Below are 26438 nucleotides of genomic sequence, written 5' to 3'. Positions count from 1 at the left end.
CTGAAACGGGGTCATGTTGGGAAGTCGGCAAGGCCCATCGGGCGATTGCCGTTTTGCGGTGAAGTCGAGGGGCCTGCATGGCGTACCAGCGGGCCAAGGATGATAAGCGTGACGAAAAGCAGGCCAATCTCAGTGTGATAGACAAAAGAATAACCAACGGCGGGCGAAACCATGCCTTCGCCCCAGGCACCGGACATGGCGATGGAATCGACCCAATCGCGCATGGAGCCACCAATGGCGATGGACAAACCAGCCGCCGTCGCCTGCGCCGCGCCCCATGCGCCAAGCGCGAGACCGCGCCCGGCCTTTGAAGTTTCCGGCAAGGTCATGCAGGCCGTGAGGGTCGCCACGGCGAATAAGCCGCCACCGAACCCGATAAGACCCGCACCCGCAAAGAAGAGCTGCGGCGAATTCATCGGAGCGGCAAAAATGACAATGGAGAAAGCACAAACCCCGGCCAGAATTCCCCCGGCCGCGAGGCGGAAGGAATTCGACCCCGAGGCCAGACGTTTGCCAGCCAGGGCGAAACCTGCAAGCGCGCCCAGCGACCACATCGCGGTCAGCAGGGTCGTTGAAGACACCGAAAGACCGAGAATTTCACCGCCGTAAGGTTCCAGCAAAACATCCTGCATGTTGAACGCCATGGTACCCACAAAGATGCAGGCCAAAAGGCGCCCGGCCTGCCCACCGGCCATGAAATCATTCCAGGCATCGGCAAAACGCGGGCGCGGGGCGGCGCGCTCTTCGCGGCTCATCGGTTGCAGGCTTTCCTGTTTCCAGAGCGCGATGAGGTTCAGCACGATGGTGACAACGGCCGTGGCCTGCACCACCTGAATGAGTTTGATTGAGGTGAAATCGCGCAGCAGAAATCCGATGATCAGCGAGGAGATCCCCATGCCCACCAGGAACATAACATAGAGCAGCGCGACAACGCGCGGGCGGGTTTCATCCGTGGCGCGATCAGAGGCAAGCGCCAGTCCTGCGGTTTGGGTCATATGCATGCCCAGACCGGTCATCAGGAAGGCAAGTGCCGCCAGCACTTCTCCCGCAAAGGGCACCTTGATATAGACGTCACCCCCCAGAACAAGCAGCGCGGAGGGCATGATCGCCAACCCGCCAAATTGCCAGAGCGAGCCGAACCAGATGTAGGGCACGCGCTTCCAGCCAATGGCCGAGCGGTGGGTATCCGAGCGAAAGCCCAGCAACGTACGGAAGGGCGCGATCAGCACCGGCAGCGCGATCATCACCGCGACGATCATCGCGGCCACGCTGAGCTCGACGATCATCACCCGGTTCAGCGTGCCCAGCAGCAGGACCGACGCCATGCCGACCGAAATCTGGAACAGCGACAAGCGCAGCAGTTGCGAGAGCGGCAGCCCTTCGCTGGCCACGTCCGAAAACGGCAAGGCGCTCAGGGACAAGCGTTTCAGACCTGATGCAATCGCACTCATTGCGTGCGCACCTCCATCGCTTGCGAGATGTAAAAGCCGGAAGACACACGATCCACCGGTTGTACCTGTCCGCGCAGGCCTTGCGCCTCTGCGGCGCGCGTCAGTGGGGCATGTGCATGCGGGATCATCACCGGGCTGCGATCCGAGCGGGGGAAAAGCTTGCCCGCATACCACATCGCCATCAACATCCGCGTGCGCGGCGCGACGGTGAATACAATCGTGGAACTGGTACGTTTTTCCAGCCCAAACAGGGCATTGGCGATATCCGCCGCATCATAATAAATCAGGCTGTCCATCGCGATCACATGATCGAAATGACCCAGCTCCGGGCTCAGCATATCGCCGGATGTAAATGTCACCTGGGCACGGCGCTCATCTGGCAGGCGCCGCTCGGCGATCTCCACCAGCGAGGGCGAGATATCAATCGCCAGCACCTCAGCCCCGCGCGCCGCCAACTCCGCCGTCATCTGACCGGCACCGCAGCCGGCATCCAGCACGCGCTGACCCGAGAGGTCCGCAGGCAACCGGCTCAACATCAAAGCGCGCATCTCATCACGCCCGCGTCGCACAGTTTCGCGTATTTTCGAGACCGGCGCATCAGAGGTCAGCCGCTCCCACGTGCGGGTCGCAGTCTTGTCGAAATAGGTTTCAACCCGGTCACGTGTCGCATCATACCGGGGCCGTGCAGGCTCCGGTATATCGCTCAATGTGGCAAAACTCACGTCGTCACGCATCAATCAAACCCAAGCAATTCAAAGATTTCACGGTCCGGCAGGGGTGCCGGGGCCAATGGTTCGGTGCCGTTCCAGAGCGTTTCGGCCAGACGGATATATTCCTTGCGCACCTGTACGACTTCTTCGTCATCGGGCATTTCAAAGAGCGTCTTTTTCTTCAGACGCGACCGGCGGATGGCATCCAGATCGGGCATATGCGCGATGCGGTTGAAACCCACCGTGCGGCAATAACGATCCACCTCGTCGGTGTCCTTGGAGCGGTTGGCGACACAGCCCGCCAGACGCACTTTGTAGTTCACCGATTTGGCCTGCACGGCGGCAATGATCCGGTTCATCGCATAGATGCTGTCGAAATCATTGGCCGTGACGATCAACGCCCGGTCTGCATGCTGCAAGGGTGCGGCAAAACCACCACACACCACATCGCCCAGAACATCAAAGATCACCACGTCGGTGTCCTCTAACATGTGGTGCTGTTTCAGGAGTTTGACCGTCTGGCCAACCACATAGCCACCACAACCCGTGCCCGCAGGCGGGCCACCGGCCTCGACGCATTTCACACCGTTGAAGCCTTCAAATACGAAATCTTCGGCGCGCAGCTCTTCGGGGTGGAAATCGACCTCTTTGAGGATGTCGATCACCGTGGGCACCAGCGTGCCGGTCAGGGTAAAGGTGCTGTCATGCTTGGGATCACAGCCGATCTGCAAAACGCGTTTGCCCAGCATTGAAAAGGCGGCGGACAGGTTCGAGGAGGTGGTCGATTTGCCAATGCCACCCTTGCCATAGACCGAAAAGACCTTGGCCCCTTCGATTTTAGCGGCGTCATCCTGATGCACTTGCACGGATCCTTCGCCATCCTGACCCCGCAGGGAGGGAGGTGTTCTATCCAATGGGCTCATATCAGTTTCCTTTCAAAGGGGCGCACACCCCTTGGGTTTGGTCGTCTATCGCGAAAGGGGTCATTGTGCTGCGATCCCTTCCAATTGGTCTTCCAGCGCGTCGGCAGCCTCTTGCAAGGCGGCCAGCGTATCGGCGTCGGGGGACCAGTAATTGCGGTCATTGGCTTCCAGCAGGCGGTTCGCCATGCGGCTGGAGGCGGTCGGATTGAGATCGGCAAGGCGCTGGCGCATTTCTGCGTCCAGTACGAAGGTCTCGGAAATGCGCTGGTACACCCAAGGGTCAACCTGACCTGTGGTCGCCGACCAGCCCATCGTATTGGTCACGGTGGCCTCGATCTGGCGCACCCCTTCCGAGCCATGCTTGAGCAGGCCCTCAAAGAATTTCGGGTTCAGGCTGCGCGAACGTGTTTCCAGTGCGACCTGATCCTTGAGCGTGCGGACCTTGCCCGCGCCGCGTGTCTGATCGCCGATGTACACAGCGGCGTCCGACCCTTTGGCACGTTTGACGGCGCGGGCGATCCCACCCAGCGTGTCGAAATAATGATCAACCGTGGTCACACCCAGTTCGACGGATTCGAGGTTCTGATAGGCCACATCCACTTCGGCCAGCGTCGATTGCAACAGCGCGGCATTCGCGGAGGCCTTGCCGTCCGTGCCATAGGCGAAACTCTTGCGCGCCTCATAAGCATCGGCCAATTCATCCTCATCGCCAAAGGCGGAACTGTCCACCAGCGCATTGACGTTGGAACCGTAGGCACCTTCGGCGTTTGAGAAGACCCGCAGGGCAGCTTCCTGCATCTCGCAGCCGGTTTTTTCACAGTAAGCCACGGCATGGGCACGGATGAAGTTTTGTTCCAGCGGTTCGTCGGCTTGCGCGCATTTAAGCGCGGCCTCGGCCAGCATGCGGGTTTGCAGCGGCAGCAGATCGCGGAAAATGCCCGAAAGCGTCATGATCACGTCAATGCGCGGGCGCCCCAATTGGGCCAGCGGGATCAGATCCGCACCGGAAATCCGCCCAAAACTGTCAAAGCGCGGCGCACACCCCATGAGGGCCAGCGCCTGTGCAATCGGCCCGCCGTCCGATTTGATATTATCGCTGCCCCAAAGTACCAAAGCCACCGTGCGCGGCATCGTCTTATGCGTATCCAGCAACAATTGCGCCTGTTTCGCGCCGTCCTGACAAGCAAAGGCCGTCGGCATCCGGAAGGGATCAAAGGCGTGAATATTGCGCCCGGTGGGCAAGACGTCAGCGGAACGGATGAGATCACCACCCGGCACCGGCTTGATATAATGACCCGATAATGCGCGGCAAATGGCGTCGAGTTCGGTTTCTTCCTGCAACATCTGATTTACGCGCGCCTTCGTTTCGGCATTCGCGTGGTCCATGATGTCGAGGTATTCCGCCCGCGCCGCATCGCTGATTTTCTGGCCAACGATGTGCAGCCCATCCGGGATCAACGCATCCTCGGTTTCGAGCAGTTTGAGCCAAAGCTGGTCCGGCGTGATGCCTCCCATATCAACGGCCTCGGCTTGTTCGGAAATCAGAGTTTCAAGCTCTGCACGCTCAACCGCATCCGGCGTCAATCCGCGCCAGCGCGTCAGGCTGTCCTTGAGGTCGGCCATACCTTTATAGAGACCCGATGCAGCCAGCGGTGGCGTCATATGGGTAATGGTCACAGCCCCCGAGCGGCGCTTGGCAAGGCTCGCCTCAGAGGGGTTGTTGGAGGCGTAGAGATAGACGTTTGGCATCTCGCCGATCAACCGATCCGGCCAGTCTCGCGCGCCCATGCCGGTCTGCTTGCCGGGCATGAATTCAAGCGCGCCATGCATGCCGAAATGCAGGATCACGTCGGCTTCAAGCGTGTTGCGCAGCCACAAATAGAAGGTCGCAAAGGCATGCGTGGGGGCAAAGCCCTTCTCAAAGAGCAACCGCATCGGGTCACCCTCATAGCCGAACGTGGGTTGCACCCCAACGAACACATTACCGAACTGTTTGCCCAAGACAAAAACGCCGCGCCCATCCGATTGAACACGACCGGGGGCCGGTCCCCAGACCGCCTCGATGGCGGCCAGATGGGTTGAAGTTTTCACAATCGTATCGGCGCTCACATGGGCGGCGACATTGGCCTCCTGGCCGTATTGTGCGGCGTTGCCTTTGAGCACTTCCTCGCGCAGATCATCAACAGTTTCGGGAACAACGACGTCGTAACCCTCTGCTTTCATGTGGTTCAACGTATTGAAAAGGCTTTCAAATACGCTCAGATAAGCCGCAGTTCCAACGGCCCCCGCATTGGGCGGGAAACCAAAAAGAACGATGCCAACCTTTTTGGCAGCGTTTTCCTTGCGGCGCAGCTGCGCCAACCGGAGCGTTTTTTCCGCCAGACTCTCGATACGTTCGATACAGGGTGCCATTGCCTTGCTGTCAGAGACACAGGCGCATTGATGCGTACAGCCCTGGCAGCCCTCGGTCCCGTGACGCCCCGCAAAAACGGTGGGATTCGTTGCACCGTCAAGTTCGGGCAACGCGATGAGCATGGTGGTTTCAATTGGCCCAAGACCCTGTTCGGAACAGGCCCATTGCGCCAGGGTCTGAAATTCCAGCGGATGAGCGGCGATATAGGGCACATCAAGATCCGCCAGCACCTCAATCGCGGAAACGTTGTCATTATAGGCAGGCCCGCCCACCAGGGAGAAGCCTGTCAGCGACACCAGCGCGTCAATCTTGACCCCCTGTTTGTCGCGGAAATATGCGTCAATAGCAGGGCGACCATCAAGGCCCCCGGCAAAACCGGCCAGAACCTTCATGCCGCGGACCTCGAACGCGCGAATGACCGCGTCATAATGTGCCGTATCCGAGGACAGCACATAGGAGCGCATCATCAGCAATCCGACCGTCATGGTCGCGCCTTCCGGTGCAGGCACGGCGGTGGCATCGGTTGTTATGCGGCCCGGCAGATCGGGGTGATAGAGCCCGGCGTCGGGGTATTCGATGGGTGCTGCGGCATCCGCGCTCAGATCCCAGGTGGTTTTGGTCGCATAGCGGTTGAGCAGGAAGCGCACCATCGCCTCGACGTTGTCATCCGATCCGCCCAGCCAATATTGCATGGTCAGAAACCAGGCGCGCAAATCCTGGCTTTTGCCGGGGATAAACCGCAGGATCTTGGGCAAACGGCGCAGCAGCGCCATTTTATCGGCACCCGAAGAGCTTGAGGGTTTAGAGGAGCCGCGCAGCTTCTTCATCAGTTTCATGGTGCCCGATTGCGGTGCCATCATGTCGAGCGAGCCCATGCGGGTCAGTTTCACAATGGCCGCATCCGCAATCACGCCGATCATCGCGTCACAATGATCTCGCCGCGCTTCCAGTGCTGGAAGGATACGCGCGACATGCTCTTCGAGGAACAACAGGTTCGAGATGATGATGTCACCCGTCTCAATCGCATCGCGCGCAGCCTCAAACGTACCGGGGGTTTCGCCCCATTCGGCCGCCGCATGGATTGACAGGGAAAGACCGGGATAGTCCTGCGCCAGTTTGCCCATGGCGCGCATCGCCGGACCCGCCGCATGACTGTCCAGCGTCAGAATCACGACGCGGTAACCGGGCAAGCGGTCTCCGTTTATCCGGGTTTCATCGCGCATAATGTGCCTTTGCCTCATAAAGAGTATCTACGCTGATCTCACTGACGCCTTTTAGCGATGCGTAGGTTTCGGTGTTTCTGCGCGCCTTGCCGCGTACAAAAAACGGGATTTTCTTGAGTTCTTTTTCGGCCGCTTCCAACCAGATGGCGGCATCCACGGGCGTGTTGGTTTCGGGGGCCGGCGTTTGGTCCGCAGCAGGTTTGGCCGCATGACCACCGTGATGGGACGGGCCAGCGGCATCGTTGAATTCGAAATCGTCGCGGAACATGTGCAACAGGTGCTCTTCGAGGCCCATGACCAGCGGATGGACCCAAGTATCAAAGATGACATTCGCGCCCTCGATCCCCATTTGCGGGGAATAGCGGGCGGGGAAATCCTGTACGTGGACGGGCGCGGAAATCACGGCGCAGGGAATGCCCAGACGCTTGCCGATGTGACGTTCCATCTGGGTGCCGAGAATCATTTCGGGCTGCAACGCTTCGATCACGCGCTCGACTTCGAGATAGTCATCACTGATCAGCGCCTCGACGCCATATTCCTTGGCCAGCGCGCGCAACGGACGCGCCATTTCCCGGTTGTAACAGCCCATGCCGACGACTTCGAAACCCATCTCATCGCGCGCGATGCGGGCGGCGGTGGCGACATGGGTGCCATCCCCAAAGAGGAACACGCGTTTGCCGGTCAAATAGGTGCTGTCAACGGATTTCGAATACCACGGCAGGCGCAACCGGCTGTCATCGAGGTAGGGTTTGACGCCTGTGATCTCGGCCACTTCCTTGACGAAATCGCGCGTGGCACCAACGCCGATCGGCACGATTTTAGTGAACGGCTGACCCAATTCCCGCTCCATCCAGCGCGCGGCGGTCTCAGCCGTTTCAGGGTACATCAGCACGTTGAAATGCGCGGCCCCCATGCGTTTGATATCCGTCGGGGAAGAGGTCATCGGGGCAACAACATTCACGCTGATGCCCATGTCCGATAGCAGGGAGGTCAGTTCGGTGATGTCGTCGCGGTGACGAAAACCAAGCGCGGTGGGGCCGATCAGGTTGCAGCTGATCTGTGCTGTGCGCTCCATCGGTTTGGCAAGCGCGCGCACGATCTGAAAGAAGGTCTCATCCGCGCCAAAATTCTCCTTGCGCTGATAGCTTGGCAGTTCCAGCGGGATCACCGGCACGGGGATGTCCATGGTTTCGGCCATGCCGCCGGGATCATCCTGGATGAGTTCGGCGGTACAGGAAGCACCAACGATCAGAGCTTCGGGCTTGAAGCGCTCATAGGCGTCCAGCAGGGAAGTTTTGAACAGGTTGGCCGTGTCAGAGCCAAGATCACGCGCCTGAAATGTTGTATATGTGACCGGCGGACGGTGGTCGCGCCGCTCGATCATGGTGAAGAGCAGATCCGCATAGGTATCGCCCTGTGGCGCATGCAGAACGTAATGCAACCCTTTCATGCCAGTGGCAACGCGCATCGCGCCGACATGGGGCGGGCCCTCATATGTCCAAACCGTCAGCTTCATGGCAACTGATCCATTTGCATATTTTCAGAACGATGAAAGATCATTCGGCGGCCTCCAGTTTCAGGAGATCGGCGCGGCGGACCGGGCGAGAGAAAAGGCCTGCGAGATCGCCCGCTTGTTCGAAGAAATGCACTGGGGTGAAGACAAGTTCGATGGCCCATTTGGTGGCCAGACCATCGGCTTCGAGCGGATTGGCGAGGCCAAGGCCGCAAACCGTCAGGTCGGGGCGGGCGGCGCGGCACCGGTCGAGTTGCAGATCAACATCCTGCCCCTCGGAGAGGGTTGGGCCTTGGGCGAGCATATCGAGGTCTGGCCCGACAATACTCTTGTGGATGAAAGGCGCACCCACCTCGATGGCGGTCATACCGCATTCACGGGTCAGGAAACGCGCCAGAGGGATTTCCAATTGGCTGTCCGGGAAGAAGAAGATAGATTTACCGTTTAGGGCCTCTGACGCCTGGGCGATGGCTTTGCGGGCCCGTGCGCGGGGTGCTGCTGTTACACGTTCGAATGTTTCGGCATCAACTTCAAATTCATCAGCGATGGCGCGAAGCCAAGCGGTTGTGCCCTCTTCACCAAAGGGAAACGGGGCAGGCAGATGCCGCGCGCCACGACGCTCGAGGGCGGCGTGCGTGTCACCCAAAAACGGCTGCGTGAGCGCAAAAACGGTGTTGTCGCCAACGCCCAGATCAATATCCGAGCGGGGGGCGGGCAGCACTTTGATCGGGCTGATCCCCATCTCAGAGAGCAGCGACACCGCCTGTTCCTCGACAACATCCGGCAAAGCGCCGACCAGCATCAGTTGACGCGTGTCGGTTTTGGGCAAAACCGGCACCATGGAGGCCAGACAGGCGTCTTCGCCTTGGGTAAAGGTGGTTTCAATGCCCGAACCGGAGAAATTCAGCACACGCACCGAGGGGGCATAACGTTCCGTCATGCGCTCAGCCGCGCGCGACAGGTCCAGCTTGATGACTTCCGAAGGACAAGAGCCTACGAGGAACAACTGTTTGATGTCCGTACGGCGCGCGAGGAGTTGATCAACGACCTTGTCGAGTTCCGCCTGTGCATCCGCCAAACCGGCAAGATCAGTTTCCTCGAGAATCGCTGTTCCAAAACGCGGTTCGGCAAAAATCATCACGCCCGCTGCGGATTGCAGCAGATGCGCGCAGGTGCGGCTGCCGATCACGAGGAAAAACGCATCCTGCATCTTACGGTGCAACCAGATGATTCCCGTCAGACCGCAGAAAACCTCACGCTGTCCACGCTGCTTGAGAATCGGTTCATCCCGGCATCCGCCGGAGACGGGAAGACGCGGCAATTCAGTCATACGCTGACCTCCCCGGATTGGTACTGAAGCCCTTGCGCCTGGAGTCGCGCAGCGCGTAATTTCAAGATGAATTGCGCAGCATTGATGATATAGGCCGCGTAAGCTGCGAGCGCCAAAAGCATCAGCGAATAGGGCGCGAGCATACCTGCAAACAACGCCCAGACATAGGCTGTGTGCAGCGCGATCACGGCAAAGGAAAAGACGTCTTCCCAAAAGAAGGCAGGGGCGAAAAGGTATTGACCAAAAACAACTTTTTCCCAAATCGCGCCGGTAATCATTATCAGATAAAGGAACCCGGTCTTGACCAGAATGGACAGCGTCGCCGCCTCATATCCATGCCCGCTCCATAAGTAGCGCACCACCAGGGCCAGGGAGACCAGAAACACCAGAAACTGCAGTGGGGCCAAGACGCCCTGAATGAGCGTCCATACGGTCGCATCGCGCCGCTTGCGCTCTTCGGCTGTATAGAGACCTGTTGTTGTGGATTTTTCCACCGCTTGGTTTTGCATCGTGCTGATGACCTCTCCCGTCTTCTCGATTGAAGGTAGCTGTTTTCTCGGAAAAGTGTCAACTATAACTTACACATTGACGTCATAGATTTCATCGATTGCTTTTTAGGCTTTTTGCAAAAAACACAGTGATAATCATAATATATTACGAAAATTGGGGAAATCAGGTCTACTCTGATGCGGAAGCACGGCATAAAAATGTCAATTTGATTTGACATTCTGGCGTTCTAGGCAGAGGTTTGATGCCATCAGCGACAAAATTGACGCTGTAGTCCGCACATAAGAACAAAGAAACCCGTTCGCCCAGGTGGTAACATGCCGCAAGATGATCAATCAGGGACGTATGACCGCCGCGAATTCGCTGCGACACCTACTGATGTGCTTGCCGGACGTGTGATCTCCGCCCTGAATGAAACGAAATTGCGCAACAGCGATGGCACGCGTCAGATCCTCCTCGATCTTCTTGTGTGCTCAGTTTTATCCGCAGACCCATTTGAAGCGAAACAGATGTTCGCTGAGCTGCGCGGCCATGGCCTGAGCGCGGATACGATTCTGGATATCTATATTCCAAACGCTGCCCGCGACCTTGGGCAAAAGTGGGTCGAGGATAAGATCAGCTTTGCGGCGGTGACCATCGGTACATTGCGTTTGCAGTCTCTGCTGGATCAGGTTGTCCTGCACCCCCACTTTGAAAGCAATGCTGCCACCAAACATTTGCGCGCCATCGTCGTCTTGCCGCCGGGTGAGCAGCATTTCCTGGGTGTGAATGTCGTCGCCGCGCAGCTGCGCCGCATCGGCTGTGATGTGAGTATTTCATTTGATGAAACCCCTGAGACTCTGACGTCGCGTGTTACGGAAACCCAACCCGATGTTGTTCTGATTACCTGTTCGCGCAATGAATCGCTCTCAACAATATCTGCCACTGTTAGGGCCATCCGTCGCGCGGGTGCGAGAGATCCCCTGATTGCTCTGGGGGGGGCCATCACCCGAGATACGGAAAATCTTGAGGAACAGACGGGCGTGGATTTGGTTTCAAATAGCGCGAAAGCAGCGGCCGCAGCCTGCATGCGACGCAGCAGAATTTTGGCACCAAGATGACTTCCGGTGGGAACAACTTCTGGAGCAGCGGTGCCGTTCCACTGATTGAGCCGGAGTTTCTGGGCAGCATCATCGGTGCCGCGTCGGATATCGCATTGGTCATCTCTGCCGAAGGTTATATCCTCTCTGTCGTGCTGAATGCTCAAAGCGAGTCATTCGGCAATCTAAAGCACTGGGAAGGCCGGCCGGTCGTCGACTTTCTGACCCGTGAATGTGTTCCCAAATTCGAAGCGGCGCATGCGGCCTATATGGCCGGTGAAGTTCCGCGCAAATCTCTGGAACTGAACCACAGCGACAATGCCGTCTGGCAATACCCCGTCCGCTATACGTTCCACCGCTTCGGGCATGAAAACGCGGCCCTGCTTTTGGGCAGGGATCTGCGCCCTATCGCAGAGACACAACAACAGCTCGTGCAAGCGCAGATCGCGCTGGAACAGGGATATGAAGCGCGTCGTGAATTCGACGCCCGGTTCCGCATGCTTTTGGCCCATTGCCAGGAAGCGGTTGTTTTTGTCCCCGTGCAGTCGGGCAAGATCGATGACGCCAATGAGGCCGCAGCGGCTCTGCTTGGTCTTAAACTTGATGCTCTGAAGGGCAGCAGCTTTGCCCAGCAATTCTCGGATCACTCAAATATCGGTCTCATGGACAGCCTGATGAATGCCACGCTCTCTGAGGATGGTGGTCAGGTCACACTGCGATCGTCACGCGGCTCGGGTAATCTGATCGTACGCCCGGTGGTTTTCCGTGCCGGTGGGCAGCGTGTTCTGTTGTGTCGCATCTCTCGGGACAATGAGGTCTCGAACGCACCTGACGCGGCGGCGACGCAGGCTCTGGATCTGTTCCGCTCCGGCAGCGACTCGATGTTGTTCATGTCCGACAAGGGCATGATCACCTCCGTCAACGAGAGCTTTCTTGATCTGGTCGGTGCCGTGCATCAATCCGATGTCGTCGGCCGGAGCCTTTCGGATTTTCTGGTCAGGGGACAGATTGATCTCTCCGTTCTGACCGATCAGCCTGAACGATCTAGGCGCATGCGGGTGTATTCGACCAAATTGATCAATGATCTGGGCGCACGTCTGACTGTTGAGATTTCAGCGACCCATCTGGATGCGGCGGATACTTCCGTAATCGGCTGTGTCATCCGGGACGTCAGCCGCGTTGAAGCCGCCCGGCCGCAATCAGAAACGCAAAACCAAATGACCCCGGAATCCGCCCGTAACGTGATGGATCTGGTCGGATCGGCCTCGCTCAAGGATATTGTAGCCGAAACCACAGACGTTGTTGAGAAGATGTGCATACAAACCGCGGTTGAGCTGACAAACAACAACCGTGTGGCGGCAGCGGAAATGCTCGGCCTGTCGCGGCAAAGCCTCTACGTGAAGCTGCGCAAATTCAGCCTGCTGAATAAAAACGGCTGAAGCTTCGCCTTAACGGTTCGTTGACCCTCTTGCGTCGACTCAAAGTGTCAGTCATAGTTTACACATGACTGTCACAACAATAATACAATCTCGCCGTTTTCCCGAACCCGTAGCCGCGCTGCGGCTCATCAAGCCCATCACGTGGTTCCCGCCAATGTGGGCCTATGTCTGCGGTGTGATCTCTTCGGGTGTTGCGCCTTCCGCGCATCTGGGGCTTGTCATTCTGGGCGTCATCCTCGCCGGTCCTGTCGTATGCGGCATGTCTCAGGCCGCGAATGATTGGTGCGATCGTCATGTGGATGCCATCAACGAACCGGACCGCCCGATTCCCTCCGGGCGCATCCCCGGCAAATGGGGGTTGTGGATTGCGCTGGCGATGTCCGCCTTGTCCTTGCTGGTCGGTTGGCAGTTGGGTCCATGGGGTTTCGGCGCGACCGTGATCGGTGTGCTCGCCGCCTGGGCCTATTCCGCGGAACCCGTGCGCCTGAAACGTTCCGGCTGGTGGGGTCCGGGGCTCGTCGGGCTGAGCTATGAAAGCCTGCCGTGGTTTACCGGGGCCGCCGTGCTGAGCGCGGGTGCGCCGGGCTGGCCCATCGTCATCGTCGCGCTGCTTTATGGTATCGGCGCGCATGGCATTATGACCCTCAATGATTTCAAAGCCTTGGAGGGTGACCGGCAAATGGGCGTCAACTCTCTCCCGGTCACGCTTGGCCCTGAACGCGCCGCCAAAGTCGCTTGCACCGTCATGACCATCCCGCAGGCCGGGGTCATTTTGTTGCTCGCCCATTGGGCGCTGCCCTATCACGCGGCGGCGGTCATGGCTCTGGTTCTGGTGCAGCTTTGGGCCATGACCGTCCTGTTCAAGGACCCCAAGGGTAAAGCCCCCTGGTATAATGGCACCGGCGTTTTACTTTATGTCAGCGGCATGATGGTCACGGCCTTCGCGCTGCGCAGCATGGGGTCCGGGCTATGACCTTAAGCTGGTTTGCCATCGTCAGGATGGGTCTGGTGCAGATGTGCCTCGGGGCCATCGTCGTGCTGACCACCTCGACGCTGAACCGCCTGATGGTGGTGGAACTGGCCCTGCCCGCTGTTTTGCCGGGCCTGCTCGTGGCGCTGCATTACGGCATCCAGATCACGCGGCCCAACTGGGGCTTTCTGTCCGATACGGGCGGCAATCGAACGCGTTGGATCATCCGTGGCATGGCCGCGCTCGCCGCGGGTGCAATGCTCGCGGCCTACGGCGTGGTCATCATGGAAACGCAATTTGCCATGGGCATGGTGCTGTCTGTCGTCGCCTATGCGTTGATCGGCCTCGGCGTCGGGGCCTCAGGCACCTCACTGCTGGCTTTGCTCGCAACGGCCACGGCACCCACCCGGCGCGCGGCGGCAGCGACGATCACCTGGCTGATGATGATCGCCGGTATCGCAATCACCGCGGGCGTCGTCGGCGCGCAGCTTGACCCCTATTCCGCAACCCTGCTGCTCAAGATCGTGGCCATCGTCACCGGCGGCGCGTTTGTTTTGACCTGCATCGCCGTCTGGGGCATCGAGGCCCGCGTGGACGCGGCCCCCGAAGTCGCGCCCATGCCCTTCCGCGAAGGCCTCGCGGAGGTCTGGGCCGAACGCAAAGCACGCAATTTCACGCTTTTCGTCTTTCTCTCCATGACCGCCTATTTCATGCAGGAACTGATCCTGGAACCCTATGCGGGTCTGGTGTTCGACTTCACGCCCGGACAATCCACCTCGCTCTCAGGCGCACAAAACGGCGGTGTGTTCATGGGCATGGTGCTTGTGGGCGTCATGGCCACGGGCTTCAAGATCGGCTCGCTGCGCGCCTGGGTCATCGGCGGATGCTTTGGCTCGGCTGCGATGCTGGTCACTTTGACGCTCCTGGGGCAGGTCGGCGTGGGTGCGCCCTTGATGGCGGCTGTCGTTGGTCTTGGTTTTTTCAACGGCGTCTTCGCGGTTGCTGCGATTGGGTCGATGATGGCGCTGGCAAGCGACGGACGCGATGCGCGCGAAGGCACCCGCATGGGTCTTTGGGGCGCGGCACAGGCGCTGGCCGCCGGGTTCGGCGGTCTGGTCGGCGCAGCATCCGTTGACATCATGCGCGCCGGTGTCGCCACCAGCGACGCGACCGCCTTTGGCACAGTATTTCTAATCGAAGCAGCGCTGTTTATCGCCGCTGCATATATGGCACTGCGGGTGATGGAACGCCCCGCCGCGCTGCACAGTTCGTTGGTTCCGGGAGAATGACCATGTATGATGTAGTAGTGGTTGGCGGCGGTCCGTCCGGTGCGACGGCGGCTTTGGATCTGGTGCAATCGGGCCATAAGGTGGCCATGATCGACCGCGATGGGCGTATCAAACCCTGCGGCGGCGCGATCCCCCCCCGTTTGATGGAGGATTTTGACATCAAGGACGACCAGCTGGTCGCCAAGGTCAACACCGCCCGGATGATTTCGCCCAGCGGTCGTCATGTGGATATCCCGATTGAAAACGGGTTCGTCGGCATGGTGGATCGCAAGGATTTCGACCCGTTCCTGCGCGCACGCGCCAAACAGGCAGGCGCGCATTGTTTCACCGGAACTTTCCTGCGCATTGAGCGGGAGGGCAAAGACCGTTTCGTGCTGTACCGCGACAAGGAAAGCGGTGAAGAACGCAAGTTGCAAACCCGGCTGATCATCGGTGCGGATGGCGCGCGCTCCAAGGTGGCGCGCCAGGAAGTTCCGGGCGGGGATAAGATCCCCTATGTGCTGGCCTATCACGAGATCATCGAGGCCCCGGCCGCGACCGAGACCTATGATCCGACGCGGTGCGATGTGATCTATGATGGCAAGATTTCGCCCGACTTTTACGGCTGGATCTTCCCGCATGGTGGCACCACCAGTGTCGGCATGGGCACGATTGTCACGGACGTCGATCTCAAACAGGCCACTGCCGACTTGCGGGCCTCTGCGGGGCTGAGCGATTGCAGGACCCTGCGCCGCGAAGGTGCACCTATTCCGCTCAAGCCGATGAAATTCTGGGATAATGCCAATGACGTGGTCCTTGCGGGGGATGCGGCGGGCGTTGTCGCGCCCTCATCCGGTGAAGGGATTTATTACGCGATGGTTGGCGGGCGCGTTGCGGCCACAGCGGCGGCGGCCACGCTGGCCAGTGGTAAGATCGCAAACCTCGGGTTGGCGCGCAAGCTGTTCATGCGCGAGCATAAGCAGGTCTTCAAGGTGCTGGGCGCGATGCAGAACGCCTATTATCGCAGCGACGAGCGGCGCGAGCGTTTCGTGTCGCTGTGTCACGACGTCGACGTTCAGAAATTGACCTTCGAGGCCTATATGAACAAGAAACTGGTCGCGGCCCGGCCCATGGCGCATCTCAAAATCGGCATAAAAAACCTTGCCCACCTGAGCGGTCTCGTGGCAACCACGCGCGTATGACGATCATGATCCCCGCCTGGGTGGATGGCACGCTGACACCTGTTGAAAAGCTTGAGGCGCACCTAAAGGGTTTGCGTCACAAGGCCGTGTCGGTGTTCGTTCTGGACGGGGATGCGGTGCTGATGCAGCAACGCGCGATGGGCAAATATCACACGCCGGGCCTTTGGACGAATACCTGCTGCACTCATCCTGAGTGGGACGAGGCGCCGCTTGATTGCGCCATCCGGCGGTTGGAAGAAGAGATCGGGGTCACGGGCTTGGAGCCCCTGCACCGGCATCATCTGGAATACCGCGCCGATGTCGGTGGTGGGCTGATCGAGCATGAGGTCGTCGATGTCTATGTCGCTGCTGCGACGCCGGATTTGATAGTGACGCCCAATCCTGACGAGGTAATGGCCGTTGAATGGGTCCGATTTGGCGCTCTACAAGCCCAGGTGGACGAGACACCGGAGAGATTTACCCCCTGGCTGCGCATTTACCTGCGCGATCATGCAGAAAAGATTTTCGGCGCGCTGGCGATCTCCTGAGGGGGTGCCCGTTTTTGGTGGTGAAACCAAGCGGCTCGGATCATGTCCCTCGGTTTCTCGGAGCGCTCATCGGTCAGGGTAAAGATTGTTTCTTCGGGTCCGCGGTAAACGGACATGATATTGCCATGAGTGAGGTTGTCGTCGTTGCAGGTGATCGCTTGGAGAAGTTCGACGTCCTCGCTCAACATTTTGGCGACGCAGTCGATGGTGCAGACGTGGGTCACGGCAGCCATCAGGCCGCCTCTGAATGAGAAGCGGTCAGCGGCACCCATTTCAGAGGCCGCAATTCGTCGAGCCCGTCAATTTTATGATCATGAATGCGGTTGAAAACGTCGGCGAGGTAGGCCGTGGATCGAGATCGTTGAGCTTGGTTCGTTTAGACGCTTCGTACCCCCAGACTGGCCCACCCGCCTGATCTTTGCGCTTTGATCGAAGACATCGCTTACGGGAAGCGCCGTGTGACCGATATATTTGCCGATCTGGGTCAGGCCCCCAGCCGGCTACCCGCGGTAAGGGGGCCGGACCAAAAACCGGCTCTGGTTGCAGGCAACATCTGATATTACGTGTGTCTGTCAGGTGGTCTGCGAAAAAGTCACCGGGGCGAGTTACGACGATGCCTTCCTCGCTACTTTAGCGATTGGCGCAGCTAACCGCGCGGATTTTGCCGATTGGACTCCGGTGCAGGAAGCCGTGTGGGCCAAGCCCGACCCGATCTATAAAACGCACTACGCGCTGTTTCGCCGCCCCTATGAGCAGACCAAGAATATCGCGAGATATCTGGTATGAGGTCCGCTGTGCGGACAACTTGTGCATTGAAATGCGAATTCACAACGATGTAACAATAGGTTTATGTTGTGATCCAATTTGAGCTTAACCCATTTTTTGGAGTGGCGCTAAAATGCAATATTCCGACCTCAAAATCGAAGTGACTGACGGGCACGTGGTGCTGTCAGTCACAGACACTGAAACGTTTGACTTTATTGAGGATATATTAGCCGAGAAGCACGGTTTGGAGTGGTCTTACATGGCAACTGATGAAGTCGACGGGAAGCCAATCTACACCGCGCATTTTTTAGAAATGAAGGATCCTAAAAGACTTCAGATTATCGTTAATGACATAGATCAAGATGAGCTCCAGCGGATTTGGAATCTAAACAATTAAATGTCTCTTCGGGGCTCTTGCACTGAATCGCTACGCGATAGGGGCGATTATGATTGGTGTTGCGTTGAAACGCGATTTGTTGCGCGGGTTTTGATGTTGGGTGTGAGCTGCCGATCGAAGTGATTTTGCCTTGATCGACAGAGGGTCTTCCCACGCAAATTCAATAATCGATACCTTTGGCACCCCTACGAGCACGCATGGTTTTTGACATACCGGTGCGCAATTTCGGCCCTGCGTTTCAGATTATTAATTTGCGCGCCTGCAAACATTTTGCCTCCTGGCTCGGGCGCTCACCAGGGACGGTGACCCCGGATCACGCAAAGTACTTCCAGCAGCATCTGGTGGAAAGCCGTGTCAGTATCTGCAAGCGTACCCAAACGATGACCGGGGTGAAATTCCTTTTCCGCGTGACTCTTCGGCGGCACGATCTGGTGGCGCATATCTTCAGCCCTACCCTCGCACGTCTGCGCGATCAAAAGCAGAAGGTGCGCGAATTGAACATTCCGGGGTAGTCAATTGTCATTTGACCTAACCTAAAGCAAGCGGCTCATCCCGCGCGGTTTTTCCGGTTTTCCTTGATCTGTGGTGGGTGACTTGCCGAGTTCACCCTTGCAGTCATTTTATGGGCATCCCAGAGATGTGGCGGCAAATCCAACGCTTGCTTCAGCCACCCTTTAGCGAGACCTGCTTTATCGGTGCGGACTACGGTGTCGTGCACCGATAGGCTCAACTGGGAGGAATCATGTTCAGCCGTGACCCTCAGGAGATCTCCCGCTACCGCGGTTTCCACGCGGTCCAGCAAGAACGCCGTCCGTCCCCAATGGACTTCGGAATGCAAGTCATTTGTCAACACAATACCCGGTGCAAGCTCCATCTCAAAGCTCACAAATACAGCATGGACTTTGCCCGCGCTGAAACAGGCGAGATCCTGTGTCCTCCGTGCTGGATTAACATTTGGCTTCGTAAAATCGAACTTAAAAAGGTCCGAGGTCGGCCCCAAAGGGGTCATCCCGCAGACCGCAAAATCATTTGGGGTAATTTGCGCAACCCGGGCAAAGGAGTGAAAAGCGCTCAGATCAAAACCTTCGGCTTCCTGGGGTCGCCACAGCTCTGCGAGATTGTCGCTTTCCACGAGTTGCGCCATCAGTGTTCCGCGTTCAGGGATCGTCCTGGCTTGTGGTTTGGCAAGCGCGATCATTGCATGTGTGAGTGTTGCGAGCGCACCTTCTCCGAGTAACACGGTATCGACAATCTCTGAAATCACCACATCCGCCGGTTCGGGAATATCCACCCCAACCACAAGATCATGTGACATTTTAGGGATGACCGTGATGCGATCACCCAGGCCGTTCTGCGCAATGACCCTTGTTGCAGCCTCCGCAATCAGGGGCTGCTGCTCGCAGGTATAAACGTGTTTCGCCCCAGCGCGCGCCGCCAGCATTGCGGTCAAACCCGCCCCACAGCCAATATCGAGGACCACATCACCGGGCTGCACCTTCATGTCAATGGCCTTGGCATAGGCGCTATTGCGCCCCTTGTCAGCGAGCATGGGAAAGTGCCACCGAGGCACGAACATCTGATGCAACCGCTCCTGCAGGATCTGCGCTTCATGGTGGTGGGGGGCTATCTTGAGAGTGTCCGAGAGAAGCTGGGATGTGCGAATGCCACCGTCGACCAGGGGTTCAAGTTTTGCGAGACGGATAAGATTTTCGGCTTCTTGCGCGCTTTGATCCTGGGGCTCTTGGTAATTTTGCGAAGGCTGCTTTAATTTTCTTTCGGCCAATTTCTATTTTTCCTCATTTGAAGCAAATACTGCTGATCGGCATACTCGCTGCAAACATCTAAAAATTGGTAAAGGGAAAGAAGCTTTCCACTTGGTTTGTGCAAGCAGCTTCCTTTGAATACGCCTCTTGGTGGTTGATACGCTTGACTGGGAAGTAAGCGGCCAAACGATCCCGGTGCGTGGCTTCGTCAGCGTGAACTGTTGCGCCATGCTCGACGTTACGCTGTCACCATCCACAAATCCCGATGGACAAGTCGCGGTTTCGTACCGCCCCCGGTGCTCGTTTAGCCGGAATGCGACGGCCATGTTTAACGCTCGGATTACTTGCTCTGTTTCACATGTCGTTTTGTAAACACCATTCAGAAATGTCACCAAGGCTGCAAAGCAGAAGTGTCACCATAGCGAGGGACGGCAGCAAGGCTTGGCAGCCCGGAGACCTCAAATATTTCAGGGCTGAAAAGCCTTGCGGGGGTTAGTGGAAAAGCTGGCGCTTTTCTTTCTTGGTAAGGAAGGCGGCGAGGCCTTCTTCCTTCACAGTCTGCTCGAACTGTTGCCAAGCGAGGCCGTCTGCGATGAACGGATCATCAAACACTATTGAGGTTGCGAACCCATTGACAACCTCCAGGATGCAGCTTGGATCGATATCCGTCTTGTAAATCTCGACTGTCAGAAAATGCCCGTGGTTCTCTACATCCGCGCACAGGTCCGGAAAAATCACTTCAACATCATCATCAGCATTCATGCGCCAAACTTGGGGCTATTGCGCAGCTTTCGCAATTTTTCTTGGCCCGCGATCCAGACGGTCGTCCTGGCCGCCGTCCGTTTGGTTTATAGCCCATCTTCTCAGAGTTCGTGCGAACCTTCGGCTTTGGAGGTGGTGAGGCCTGCATCTCTTTGATGTGTTCGAGAACCGCGCTTAGCTGCGTGGAACTGATTGTTCGGCGCGCATCCGCGCGACTTGTGCCGGATCGCCGCTGCGCCATCCTGCCGGTATCGCTTCGACAGCCGAAAGATTTGCCGCCGTGTCAGGTCAAGCATGTTCGCAGCAGTGTCGGCGCTCAACCGACCATGATCAACCTGCGCCAAAACTTCCACTCGGTTCAACTCACGCCCGCTCATCATCATCCATCCCATGTCGGCTCGTTCTCACATCGTTTTGCGAGTAGAGTGACACTTCTGCTTTGCTCAGGGCTGACATTATCGCTTTGCGCGGGCACGTTGGCATTTTTCAAAATATGTTATGTCAAAAGAAAACCACTTTGACCATCAAAGCGGCACCTTGTTACACGAGCGCGTCTTGCGGCGCTTCCATTTTTCGTATACCGATGTATACAATTATAGCCCGCTAATCGTAACGTCAGTTACAAAGCGGCTAATGCCATAGAAAATTCAATAGTTGGGGCAGCCATGAGCTTGTACACAGCCTACCTCGAAGACATCGAAAAACGCAAACAGCAGGGTTTGCATCCCCAGCCAATCGACGATGATGAGTTGACTCGGGAGATCATCGCGCAAATCAAAGATGAAGGACACGCTGACCGAGCGGCTTCACTAGACTTCCTGATTTACAATACGCTGCCGGGCACGACCAGCGCCGCCAAAGTAAAGGCGCAGTTCCTCAAGGAAATCATCCTTGGCAATCCGGTCGTTGAAGAAATCTCTCCCAGTTTCGCATTCGAGCTCTTATCGCACATGAAAGGGGGGCCGTCTGTGGAGGTTCTTCTTGATCTCGCGTTAAGCGATGATGAAATGATCGCGCGGCAAGCTGGCAGCGTGCTCAAAACACAGTTTTTCTTGTATGAAGCGGACACGGACCGTCTCAAAGCGGCATTCAAACGGGGGAACGCCGTCGCAGAGCACATCTTGCAAAGCTACGCGAAGGCTGAGTTTTTTACCAAACTTCCCGACATAGACGAAGAAATAAAGGTTGTGACCTACATCGCGGGCGAAGGCGACATTTCCACCGATCTACTGTCTCCGGGAAATCAGGCGCATTCAAGGTCGGACCGTGAATTGCACGGCAAATGCATGATCTCACCCGAAGCGCAGGCGGAAATTCAAGACCTTCAGAAGCAACATCCCGACAAACGCGTGATGCTGATCGCAGAAAAAGGGACGATGGGTGTCGGATCCTCGCGTATGTCTGGCGTCAATAACGTGGCCCTGTGGACCGGTAAAAAGGCCAGCCCCTATGTGCCTTTTGTCAATTTCGCCCCTGTCGTTGCGGGCACAAATGGCATCTCGCCCATTTTCCTGACCACGGTTGGCGTGACCGGTGGCATTGGTGTTGATTTGAAAAATTGGGTCAAAAAGGTTGATGCGCAGGGCGCACCGATCATGAACAACGATGGCAACCCGATCCTCGAACAAAGATATTCGGTTGAAACCGGCACCGTTCTCACCATCAACACCAAGGACAGGAAACTGTTCGATGAGACGGGTGAGCAAGAGCTGGTGGACCTGGCTGCATCCTTTACCCCGCAAAAGGCCGAGTTCATGAAGGCCGGCGGATCCTACGCGATTGTCTTTGGCAAGAAGCTGCAAACTGTTGCGTGCCAGATCCTGGGAGTGGAACTGAAATCCGCCTTCGCGCCCTCAAGAGAAATCTCGCATCCTGGCCAGGGGCTGACGGCAGTCGAGAAGATCTTCAATGCCAACGCCTTGGGCGTCACACCGGGCACAGTTTTATATGCAGGGTCGGACGCGCGGGTCAGCGTGGACATCGTAGGCTCGCAGGACACAACCGGCTTGATGACCTCGCAAGAGCTCGAAGCAATGGCCGCCACAATCCTGTCGCCCACGGTGGCCGGTGCCTACCAATCGGGCTGCCACACCGCGTCCGTTTGGGACCTCAAAGCGCAGGCGAACACGCCCAAGCTGATGGCATTCATGCATAAATTCGGGCTGATCACCGCGCGTGATCCCAAGGGCGTCTATCATGCCATGACGGACGTCATACATAAGGTTTTGAATGACATCACGGTTGATGACTGGGCCATTATCATCGGCGGAGACAGCCACACGCGAATGTCCAAAGGTGTGGCCTTTGGCGCGGACTCAGGCACGGTCGCGCTGGCTCTTGCGACGGGCGAGGCGACGATGCCGATCCCGGAATCTGTTAAGGTCACCTTCAAAGGCCGGATGGCCGAGCACATGGATTTTCGCGATGTGGTCCATGCAACACAGGCCCAGATGCTTCAGCAATTTGGCGACAACGTCTTTCAGGGCCGTATCATCGAAGTCCACATCGGCACCTTGCTTGCGGATCAGGCCTTCACCTTCACCGATTGGTCCGCCGAGATGAAAGCAAAGGCCTCCATTTGCATCAGCGAAGACGCAACCCTCATCGAATCCCTTGAGATTGCCAAAGACCGCATTCAGATCATGATTGACAAAGGCATGGATAACGATGCCGAGATGCTCAAAGGCCTGATCGCGATCGCCGACAGGCGTATTTCGGAGGTTAAATCCGGTCAGAAACCCGCGCTAAAACCCGATGACAATGCGAAGTATTTTGCAGAAGTTGTCGTCGATCTGGATGTGATTGACGAGCCGATGATTGCTGATCCCGATGTGAGCAATGCGGATGTTTCCAAACGCTACACCCATGACACGATCCGGCCAATTTCATACTATCGCGCCGAAAAGAAGGTCGATCTGGGGTTTGTCGGGTCCTGCATGGTGCATAAGGGGGATGTAAAAATCGTCGCTCAAATGCTGCGCAATCTGGAGGCGGAATACGGCGAGGTTGCCTTCAAAGCGCCTTTGGTGGTCGCGGCCCCCACTTACAACATCATCGATGAGTTGAAAGAGGAAGGCGATTGGGCGGTTTTGCAGAAATACTCTGGATTTGAGTTCGACGACGCAGCCCCCAAAGGGAAGGCACGCACGGAATACGAGAATATCCTGTATCTCGAAAGGCCGGGTTGCAACCTGTGTATGGGCAATCAGGAAAAGGCAGCAAAAGGCGACACGGTGCTGGCAACATCCACGCGCCTGTTCAAGGGCCGCGTCGTCGAAGACGCGGATGACAAAACGGGCGAGTCCTTATTGGCTTCCACGCCTGTTGTCGTTCTGTCATCAATCCTCGGCCGCACACCGACCCTTGAAGAATATAAATCGGCCGTAAAGGGGATAGATCTGACCAAGTTTGCCCCACCACTTGCAAAACCAAGCGGGACATCGTCGGCTCATTTCTGAGAAATTACGGGCGGGGCTCGCTTTGTGTTTGATCAATAGCGCTGTTGCGTATCTGCACTTTGTCTGCTCCGCCCGCTTCATATTATCCGTGCATGCCGCCCTATTCACCCAATGAGTGGCCTTGCCCCAAAAACCCGAGCCGCTCCGCAGTCCCGGCAACGTTCATGCACAGGTATCGTCTAAATTGCACGAGGCTCCAGCAGTTCCGTGAGGAACGGATTTGGAAACCGGCGCGTCATTGTCACGGCAAAAAAGGTCTCGCCGATGCCGGGCAGGCGCTCTGCTTCCACAAGGCTCCCATTTGTCAATTCATCCTGCACAACGATGGGCGGCAATACCGCCAGCCCGACGCTGGCACGCGCAAGCAGTCGCATCATCGCCATGTCATCCACTTCTGCGGCAATCTGAGGTCTTATGCCCAGACGGTCGGTCCAGGCATCAAAGCCGATCCGAATGCCGGTATCGGCGGTGGGCAAAATAACCGGCTGCGTGGTCAGAAGGTCGCTCACGCTGAGATGCGGATCAAGCCGGTCTGGCGTGCCGACAAGGCTTACTGGTTGTTCCGACAGGCGATGTGACACAAAGGAGGTCATCGCATCCTGAGCGGGCGGTTGGTTGATCAAAACGACATCCAGGTTCAGCAATTCAAGCCCCTGCAAAAGGTCTGTGCTCGTGCCTGAACGCAATATCACCTCGACATCTGGCCGGTTCAGGATCGGGCGCAGGAATTCCATCTGGAAGTTTCGCGACAAGGTGGCCAGCGCACCGATGCGGATCGCCTGACGGCTTCGCCCCTTTTGCTGCAAGGTGCCGATCAATTCACGCCCTGCCGCAAAAATCGCATCCGCGTGATCAAGCGCGATACGGCCAGCCTCCGTCAGAACAAGCTGGCGCCCACGCCGCTCAAATAGGGCATGGCCCAAATGGGTTTCCAACTGCTTGATCTGAACCGACACCGCAGATTGTGACAGGTTCAGCCGCTCTGCGGTGCGCGTCAGATTACCGTCATGCGCGACGGCCCAGAAATAGCGCAGATGGTGATAGTTGAACTCGCTCATTCATCTATTAAACAGAACGATAATGAGTAAACAATGAATTTTATTATGACATCCGAATTTGATAGCGCTGTGCTAGCGGTTTTTCAGCGTCAAGGAGATGTCCCCCGTGTCCATTGCCACCCTCATGTTTTTGCCACCCATCGCATTAATCATTGCGGCTTTTGTTGCGTTTCGCGGACCTGACATGCGTCCGGGCACGCTGTTGCGGATGATTGAAGTCCTAGCGCTTGCCGCTTTGGCGACTGCCTTCCTGTCCTGTGTTGCCCTAATGGCCAAAGGGGCAGGAACATCCGCTCTTGTGGGGTTGGAAGGCATGGGTTTATCGGCGCGCCTGGATGCCGTCAGCGCAACCATGCTGCTGCTGGTGACTTTTGTGGGCTGGATCGTGGTGCGCTACAGCGCGAATTACATGGATGGCGAAGCGCAACAGGGACCCTTTACCGGCTGGCTCTGCGCGACGCTTGCCTCGGTGATGGTGTTGGTGATTGCGGGCAATATCCTGCTTCTGGCGGCGGCCTGGATCGCCACCAGCCTCTGTCTGCACCAATTGTTGCTCCATTATTCGGACCGCGTCGCAGCACAGCGCGCGGCCCGCAAGAAGTGGATTACCGCGCGCCTGGGCGATGGCGCTTTGCTCGTCGCTGTCGTCCTGATTTTCGTGCAATATGGCACCGGGGACATCGCGGATATTCTCGCAGCGGCCCGTATGGGCGAAGGCCATGAGGCCGCAGGATGGATTGCCTCTGCGCTGGTGCTTGCCGCGATCCTGAAATCCGCGCAATTCCCGATGCACGGGTGGTTGACCGAAGTCATGGAGACACCCACACCCGTCTCCGCATTGCTGCATGCGGGGGTCATCAACGCGGGTGGGTTCCTGTTGATCCGCTTTGCCGATGTGATGCTGCTGGCACCGGGCGTGCTTGCCGTTCTGGTGATGATCGGCGGGTTCACCGCGCTCTTTGGCGGGCTGGTGATGCTGACGCAATCGGCGGTCAAGACCTCCCTGGCCTGGTCCACCGTGGCGCAGATGGGTTTCATGATCCTGCAATGTGGTCTGGCACTGTTCCCACTGGCCTTGCTGCATATCGTGGCCCATTCGCTTTATAAGGCGCATGCTTTTCTGGCCTCCGGAACAGCCGTCGATGGGGTCGCCGCGATCCGCAGGCCCGGCCCCGTGGCAATCCCCAATGCCTCCGCGGTGGGGCGCGCCTTTCTGATTGCGCTGGTAATTTACGCGGCTGTTGCTCTGATCTTTGGCTTCACCGGTAAATCCCCGCAAGCGATCGCGCTTGGTGCGATTTTGATCTTCGGTGTCGCGTATCTTCTCGCACAGGGTTTGGCAGATGCTGCCCCGCGCGTCTTGACACAGCGCACCGCCGCTTTCTCGGTTGCGGCGGCGGTGGGTTACTTTGCGCTGCAAACCGGGGCGGAATGGCTGATGCAGGGCACCTTGCCGGCCACACCGGCACCCGGTCCGCTGGAATGGGCGCTGATCGTGCTTGCGATCCTGAGCTTTGGTCTGGTGGCCGTGGCACAGGCGATGTTCCCGCTCTGGGCCTACCATCCGGCGGCGGCGGGCATGCGGGTACATCTATCCAACGGTCTTTATGCCAATGCCGTTTTTGACAAGCTGCTGGGTGGGTGGTCCACCAAGCGGAGCCTTTGAGTGATGTTAAGGAA

23 protein-coding genes and 1 pseudogene are annotated in these 26438 nt (G+C 57.6%); 11 read left to right on the top strand and 13 right to left on the bottom strand.

Annotated features, from left to right (window positions below):
* Positions 1-11: 11 nt before the first annotated feature.
* Genes ROLI_RS01240 through bchF form a run of 7 tightly spaced genes read right to left on the bottom strand, consistent with a single transcriptional unit; the run spans position 12 to position 10072 of the window.
* Positions 12-1451 (bottom strand): PucC family protein, encoded by a 1440-nt coding sequence (locus ROLI_RS01240; RefSeq protein ID WP_187428127.1) that lies wholly within the window; start codon positions 1449-1451, stop codon positions 12-14.
* The gene (bchM, locus tag ROLI_RS01235) at positions 1448-2185 is read right to left on the bottom strand and encodes a magnesium protoporphyrin IX methyltransferase (protein WP_187428126.1); all 738 of its coding nucleotides are present in this window, start codon (positions 2183-2185) and stop codon (positions 1448-1450) included. Before bchM ends, ROLI_RS01240 begins: the two co-directional genes overlap by 4 nt.
* Positions 2185-3084: a ferredoxin:protochlorophyllide reductase (ATP-dependent) iron-sulfur ATP-binding protein gene (bchL, locus tag ROLI_RS01230; RefSeq protein ID WP_187428125.1), complete on the bottom strand. Its 900-nt coding sequence runs from the start codon at positions 3082-3084 to the stop codon at positions 2185-2187. Before bchL ends, bchM begins: the two co-directional genes overlap by 1 nt.
* A gap of 60 nt (positions 3085-3144) precedes the next feature.
* On the bottom strand, positions 3145-6720 hold the full coding sequence (locus tag ROLI_RS01225; protein WP_187428124.1) for a magnesium chelatase subunit H: 3576 nt from the start codon (positions 6718-6720) through the stop codon (positions 3145-3147).
* A complete protein-coding gene (bchB, locus tag ROLI_RS01220) occupies positions 6710-8236 on the bottom strand; it encodes a ferredoxin:protochlorophyllide reductase (ATP-dependent) subunit B (protein WP_187428123.1) in 1527 nt (508 codons plus the stop codon). Before bchB ends, ROLI_RS01225 begins: the two co-directional genes overlap by 11 nt.
* A 40-nt stretch (positions 8237-8276) precedes the next feature.
* The gene (locus ROLI_RS01215; RefSeq protein WP_187428122.1) at positions 8277-9563 is read right to left on the bottom strand and encodes a ferredoxin:protochlorophyllide reductase (ATP-dependent) subunit N; all 1287 of its coding nucleotides are present in this window, start codon (positions 9561-9563) and stop codon (positions 8277-8279) included.
* Entirely contained in the window at positions 9560-10072 is a 513-nt protein-coding gene (bchF, locus tag ROLI_RS01210) for a 2-vinyl bacteriochlorophyllide hydratase (protein ID WP_187428121.1), read from the bottom strand. The genes ROLI_RS01215 and bchF overlap by 4 nt, the downstream gene beginning before the upstream one ends.
* A gap of 315 nt (positions 10073-10387) precedes the next feature.
* Here bchF and ROLI_RS01205 point away from each other — a divergent pair, with 315 nt between their 5' ends.
* From ROLI_RS01205 to idi, 6 genes are all read left to right on the top strand, one after another.
* Entirely contained in the window at positions 10388-11170 is a 783-nt protein-coding gene (locus tag ROLI_RS01205; protein WP_187428120.1) for a cobalamin B12-binding domain-containing protein, read from the top strand.
* On the top strand, positions 11167-12588 hold the full coding sequence (ppsR, locus tag ROLI_RS01200; RefSeq protein ID WP_187428119.1) for a transcriptional regulator PpsR: 1422 nt from the start codon (positions 11167-11169) through the stop codon (positions 12586-12588). The genes ROLI_RS01205 and ppsR overlap by 4 nt, the downstream gene beginning before the upstream one ends.
* A gap of 64 nt (positions 12589-12652) precedes the next feature.
* Complete coding sequence (gene chlG, locus ROLI_RS01195; protein WP_187428118.1) at positions 12653-13561, top strand: chlorophyll synthase ChlG; 909 nt, start codon at positions 12653-12655, stop codon at positions 13559-13561.
* Complete coding sequence (locus ROLI_RS01190; RefSeq protein WP_187428117.1) at positions 13558-14847, top strand: BCD family MFS transporter; 1290 nt, start codon at positions 13558-13560, stop codon at positions 14845-14847. Before chlG ends, ROLI_RS01190 begins: the two co-directional genes overlap by 4 nt.
* A 2-nt stretch (positions 14848-14849) precedes the next feature.
* Entirely contained in the window at positions 14850-16028 is a 1179-nt protein-coding gene (locus ROLI_RS01185) for a geranylgeranyl diphosphate reductase (protein WP_187428116.1), read from the top strand.
* Positions 16025-16555, top strand: coding sequence for an isopentenyl-diphosphate Delta-isomerase (gene idi, locus ROLI_RS01180; RefSeq protein WP_187428115.1), 531 nt, complete (start codon positions 16025-16027; stop codon positions 16553-16555). Before ROLI_RS01185 ends, idi begins: the two co-directional genes overlap by 4 nt.
* On the opposite strand, the gene ROLI_RS01175 is transcribed toward idi, so the two are convergent.
* Positions 16516-16827, bottom strand: a complete 312-nt coding sequence (locus ROLI_RS01175; RefSeq protein ID WP_338469221.1) for a hypothetical protein — start codon at positions 16825-16827, stop codon at positions 16516-16518. The genes idi and ROLI_RS01175 overlap by 40 nt on opposite strands.
* A 304-nt stretch (positions 16828-17131) precedes the next feature.
* On the opposite strand from ROLI_RS01175, the gene ROLI_RS01170 reads away from it, so the two are divergent.
* From ROLI_RS01170 to ROLI_RS01160, 3 genes are all read left to right on the top strand, one after another.
* Entirely contained in the window at positions 17132-17341 is a 210-nt protein-coding gene (locus ROLI_RS01170; RefSeq protein ID WP_187428113.1) for a hypothetical protein, read from the top strand.
* Positions 17342-17453: 112 nt separating this feature from the next.
* Entirely contained in the window at positions 17454-17717 is a 264-nt protein-coding gene (locus tag ROLI_RS01165) for a hypothetical protein (protein WP_187428112.1), read from the top strand.
* Between the two features lie 197 nt (positions 17718-17914).
* Positions 17915-18229 carry a phage integrase N-terminal SAM-like domain-containing protein gene (locus tag ROLI_RS01160; protein ID WP_262386349.1) on the top strand — a complete coding sequence of 105 codons (315 nt, stop codon included), beginning with the start codon at positions 17915-17917 and terminating at the stop codon, positions 18227-18229.
* Between the two features lie 35 nt (positions 18230-18264).
* Here the strand turns inward: ROLI_RS01160 and ROLI_RS01155 are convergent, their stop codons facing one another.
* From ROLI_RS01155 to ROLI_RS01140, 4 genes and pseudogenes are all read right to left on the bottom strand, one after another.
* The gene (locus tag ROLI_RS01155) at positions 18265-19500 is read right to left on the bottom strand and encodes a 50S ribosomal protein L11 methyltransferase (protein WP_187428111.1); all 1236 of its coding nucleotides are present in this window, start codon (positions 19498-19500) and stop codon (positions 18265-18267) included.
* Positions 19501-19576: 76 nt separating this feature from the next.
* Positions 19577-19723, bottom strand: a pseudogene (locus tag ROLI_RS01150) (transposase); the annotation flags it as partial.
* A gap of 249 nt (positions 19724-19972) precedes the next feature.
* Positions 19973-20242, bottom strand: coding sequence for a hypothetical protein (locus ROLI_RS01145; protein WP_187428110.1), 270 nt, complete (start codon positions 20240-20242; stop codon positions 19973-19975).
* A gap of 101 nt (positions 20243-20343) precedes the next feature.
* On the bottom strand, positions 20344-20619 hold the full coding sequence (locus ROLI_RS01140) for a helix-turn-helix domain-containing protein (protein WP_338469220.1): 276 nt from the start codon (positions 20617-20619) through the stop codon (positions 20344-20346).
* A gap of 288 nt (positions 20620-20907) precedes the next feature.
* On the opposite strand from ROLI_RS01140, the gene ROLI_RS01135 reads away from it, so the two are divergent.
* Positions 20908-23700: a bifunctional aconitate hydratase 2/2-methylisocitrate dehydratase gene (locus tag ROLI_RS01135; protein WP_187428109.1), complete on the top strand. Its 2793-nt coding sequence runs from the start codon at positions 20908-20910 to the stop codon at positions 23698-23700.
* A gap of 179 nt (positions 23701-23879) precedes the next feature.
* On the opposite strand, the gene ROLI_RS01130 is transcribed toward ROLI_RS01135, so the two are convergent.
* Complete coding sequence (locus tag ROLI_RS01130; protein ID WP_187428108.1) at positions 23880-24758, bottom strand: LysR family transcriptional regulator; 879 nt, start codon at positions 24756-24758, stop codon at positions 23880-23882.
* A gap of 124 nt (positions 24759-24882) precedes the next feature.
* On the opposite strand from ROLI_RS01130, the gene ROLI_RS01125 reads away from it, so the two are divergent.
* Positions 24883-26424, top strand: a complete 1542-nt coding sequence (locus ROLI_RS01125; protein ID WP_262386366.1) for a proton-conducting transporter membrane subunit — start codon at positions 24883-24885, stop codon at positions 26422-26424.
* Positions 26425-26438: the final 14 nt, after the last annotated feature.

Source organism: Roseobacter fucihabitans, from assembly GCF_014337925.2.
Classification (GTDB): Bacteria; Pseudomonadota; Alphaproteobacteria; order Rhodobacterales; family Rhodobacteraceae; genus Roseobacter; species Roseobacter fucihabitans.
The sequence above is the reverse complement of the archived record's forward strand: the minus strand, read 5'-3'. Positions and strand labels throughout refer to the sequence as shown.

Bases quoted from the DNA above. Each gene is read 5' to 3' on its own strand.
- ROLI_RS01240 (WP_187428127.1), bottom strand. From the start codon at position 1,451: ATGAGTGCGATTGCATCAGGTCTGAAACGCTTGTCCCTGAGCGCCTTG.
- bchM (WP_187428126.1), bottom strand. From the start codon at position 2,185: ATGCGTGACGACGTGAGTTTTGCCACATTGAGCGATATACCGGAGCCT.
- bchL (WP_187428125.1), bottom strand. From the start codon at position 3,084: ATGAGCCCATTGGATAGAACACCTCCCTCCCTGCGGGGTCAGGATGGC.
- ROLI_RS01225 (WP_187428124.1), bottom strand. From the start codon at position 6,720: ATGCGCGATGAAACCCGGATAAACGGAGACCGCTTGCCCGGTTACCGC.
- bchB (WP_187428123.1), bottom strand. From the start codon at position 8,236: ATGAAGCTGACGGTTTGGACATATGAGGGCCCGCCCCATGTCGGCGCG.
- ROLI_RS01215 (WP_187428122.1), bottom strand. From the start codon at position 9,563: ATGACTGAATTGCCGCGTCTTCCCGTCTCCGGCGGATGCCGGGATGAA.
- bchF (WP_187428121.1), bottom strand. From the start codon at position 10,072: ATGCAAAACCAAGCGGTGGAAAAATCCACAACAACAGGTCTCTATACA.
- ROLI_RS01205 (WP_187428120.1), top strand. From the start codon at position 10,388: ATGCCGCAAGATGATCAATCAGGGACGTATGACCGCCGCGAATTCGCT.
- ppsR (WP_187428119.1), top strand. From the start codon at position 11,167: ATGACTTCCGGTGGGAACAACTTCTGGAGCAGCGGTGCCGTTCCACTG.
- chlG (WP_187428118.1), top strand. From the start codon at position 12,653: ATGACTGTCACAACAATAATACAATCTCGCCGTTTTCCCGAACCCGTA.
- ROLI_RS01190 (WP_187428117.1), top strand. From the start codon at position 13,558: ATGACCTTAAGCTGGTTTGCCATCGTCAGGATGGGTCTGGTGCAGATG.
- ROLI_RS01185 (WP_187428116.1), top strand. From the start codon at position 14,850: ATGTATGATGTAGTAGTGGTTGGCGGCGGTCCGTCCGGTGCGACGGCG.
- idi (WP_187428115.1), top strand. From the start codon at position 16,025: ATGACGATCATGATCCCCGCCTGGGTGGATGGCACGCTGACACCTGTT.
- ROLI_RS01175 (WP_338469221.1), bottom strand. From the start codon at position 16,827: ATGGGTGCCGCTGACCGCTTCTCATTCAGAGGCGGCCTGATGGCTGCC.
- ROLI_RS01165 (WP_187428112.1), top strand. From the start codon at position 17,454: ATGCAATATTCCGACCTCAAAATCGAAGTGACTGACGGGCACGTGGTG.
- ROLI_RS01160 (WP_262386349.1), top strand. From the start codon at position 17,915: ATGGTTTTTGACATACCGGTGCGCAATTTCGGCCCTGCGTTTCAGATT.
- ROLI_RS01145 (WP_187428110.1), bottom strand. From the start codon at position 20,242: ATGAATGCTGATGATGATGTTGAAGTGATTTTTCCGGACCTGTGCGCG.
- ROLI_RS01140 (WP_338469220.1), bottom strand. From the start codon at position 20,619: ATGAGCGGGCGTGAGTTGAACCGAGTGGAAGTTTTGGCGCAGGTTGAT.
- ROLI_RS01135 (WP_187428109.1), top strand. From the start codon at position 20,908: ATGAGCTTGTACACAGCCTACCTCGAAGACATCGAAAAACGCAAACAG.
- ROLI_RS01130 (WP_187428108.1), bottom strand. From the start codon at position 24,758: ATGAGCGAGTTCAACTATCACCATCTGCGCTATTTCTGGGCCGTCGCG.
- ROLI_RS01125 (WP_262386366.1), top strand. From the start codon at position 24,883: ATGTTTTTGCCACCCATCGCATTAATCATTGCGGCTTTTGTTGCGTTT.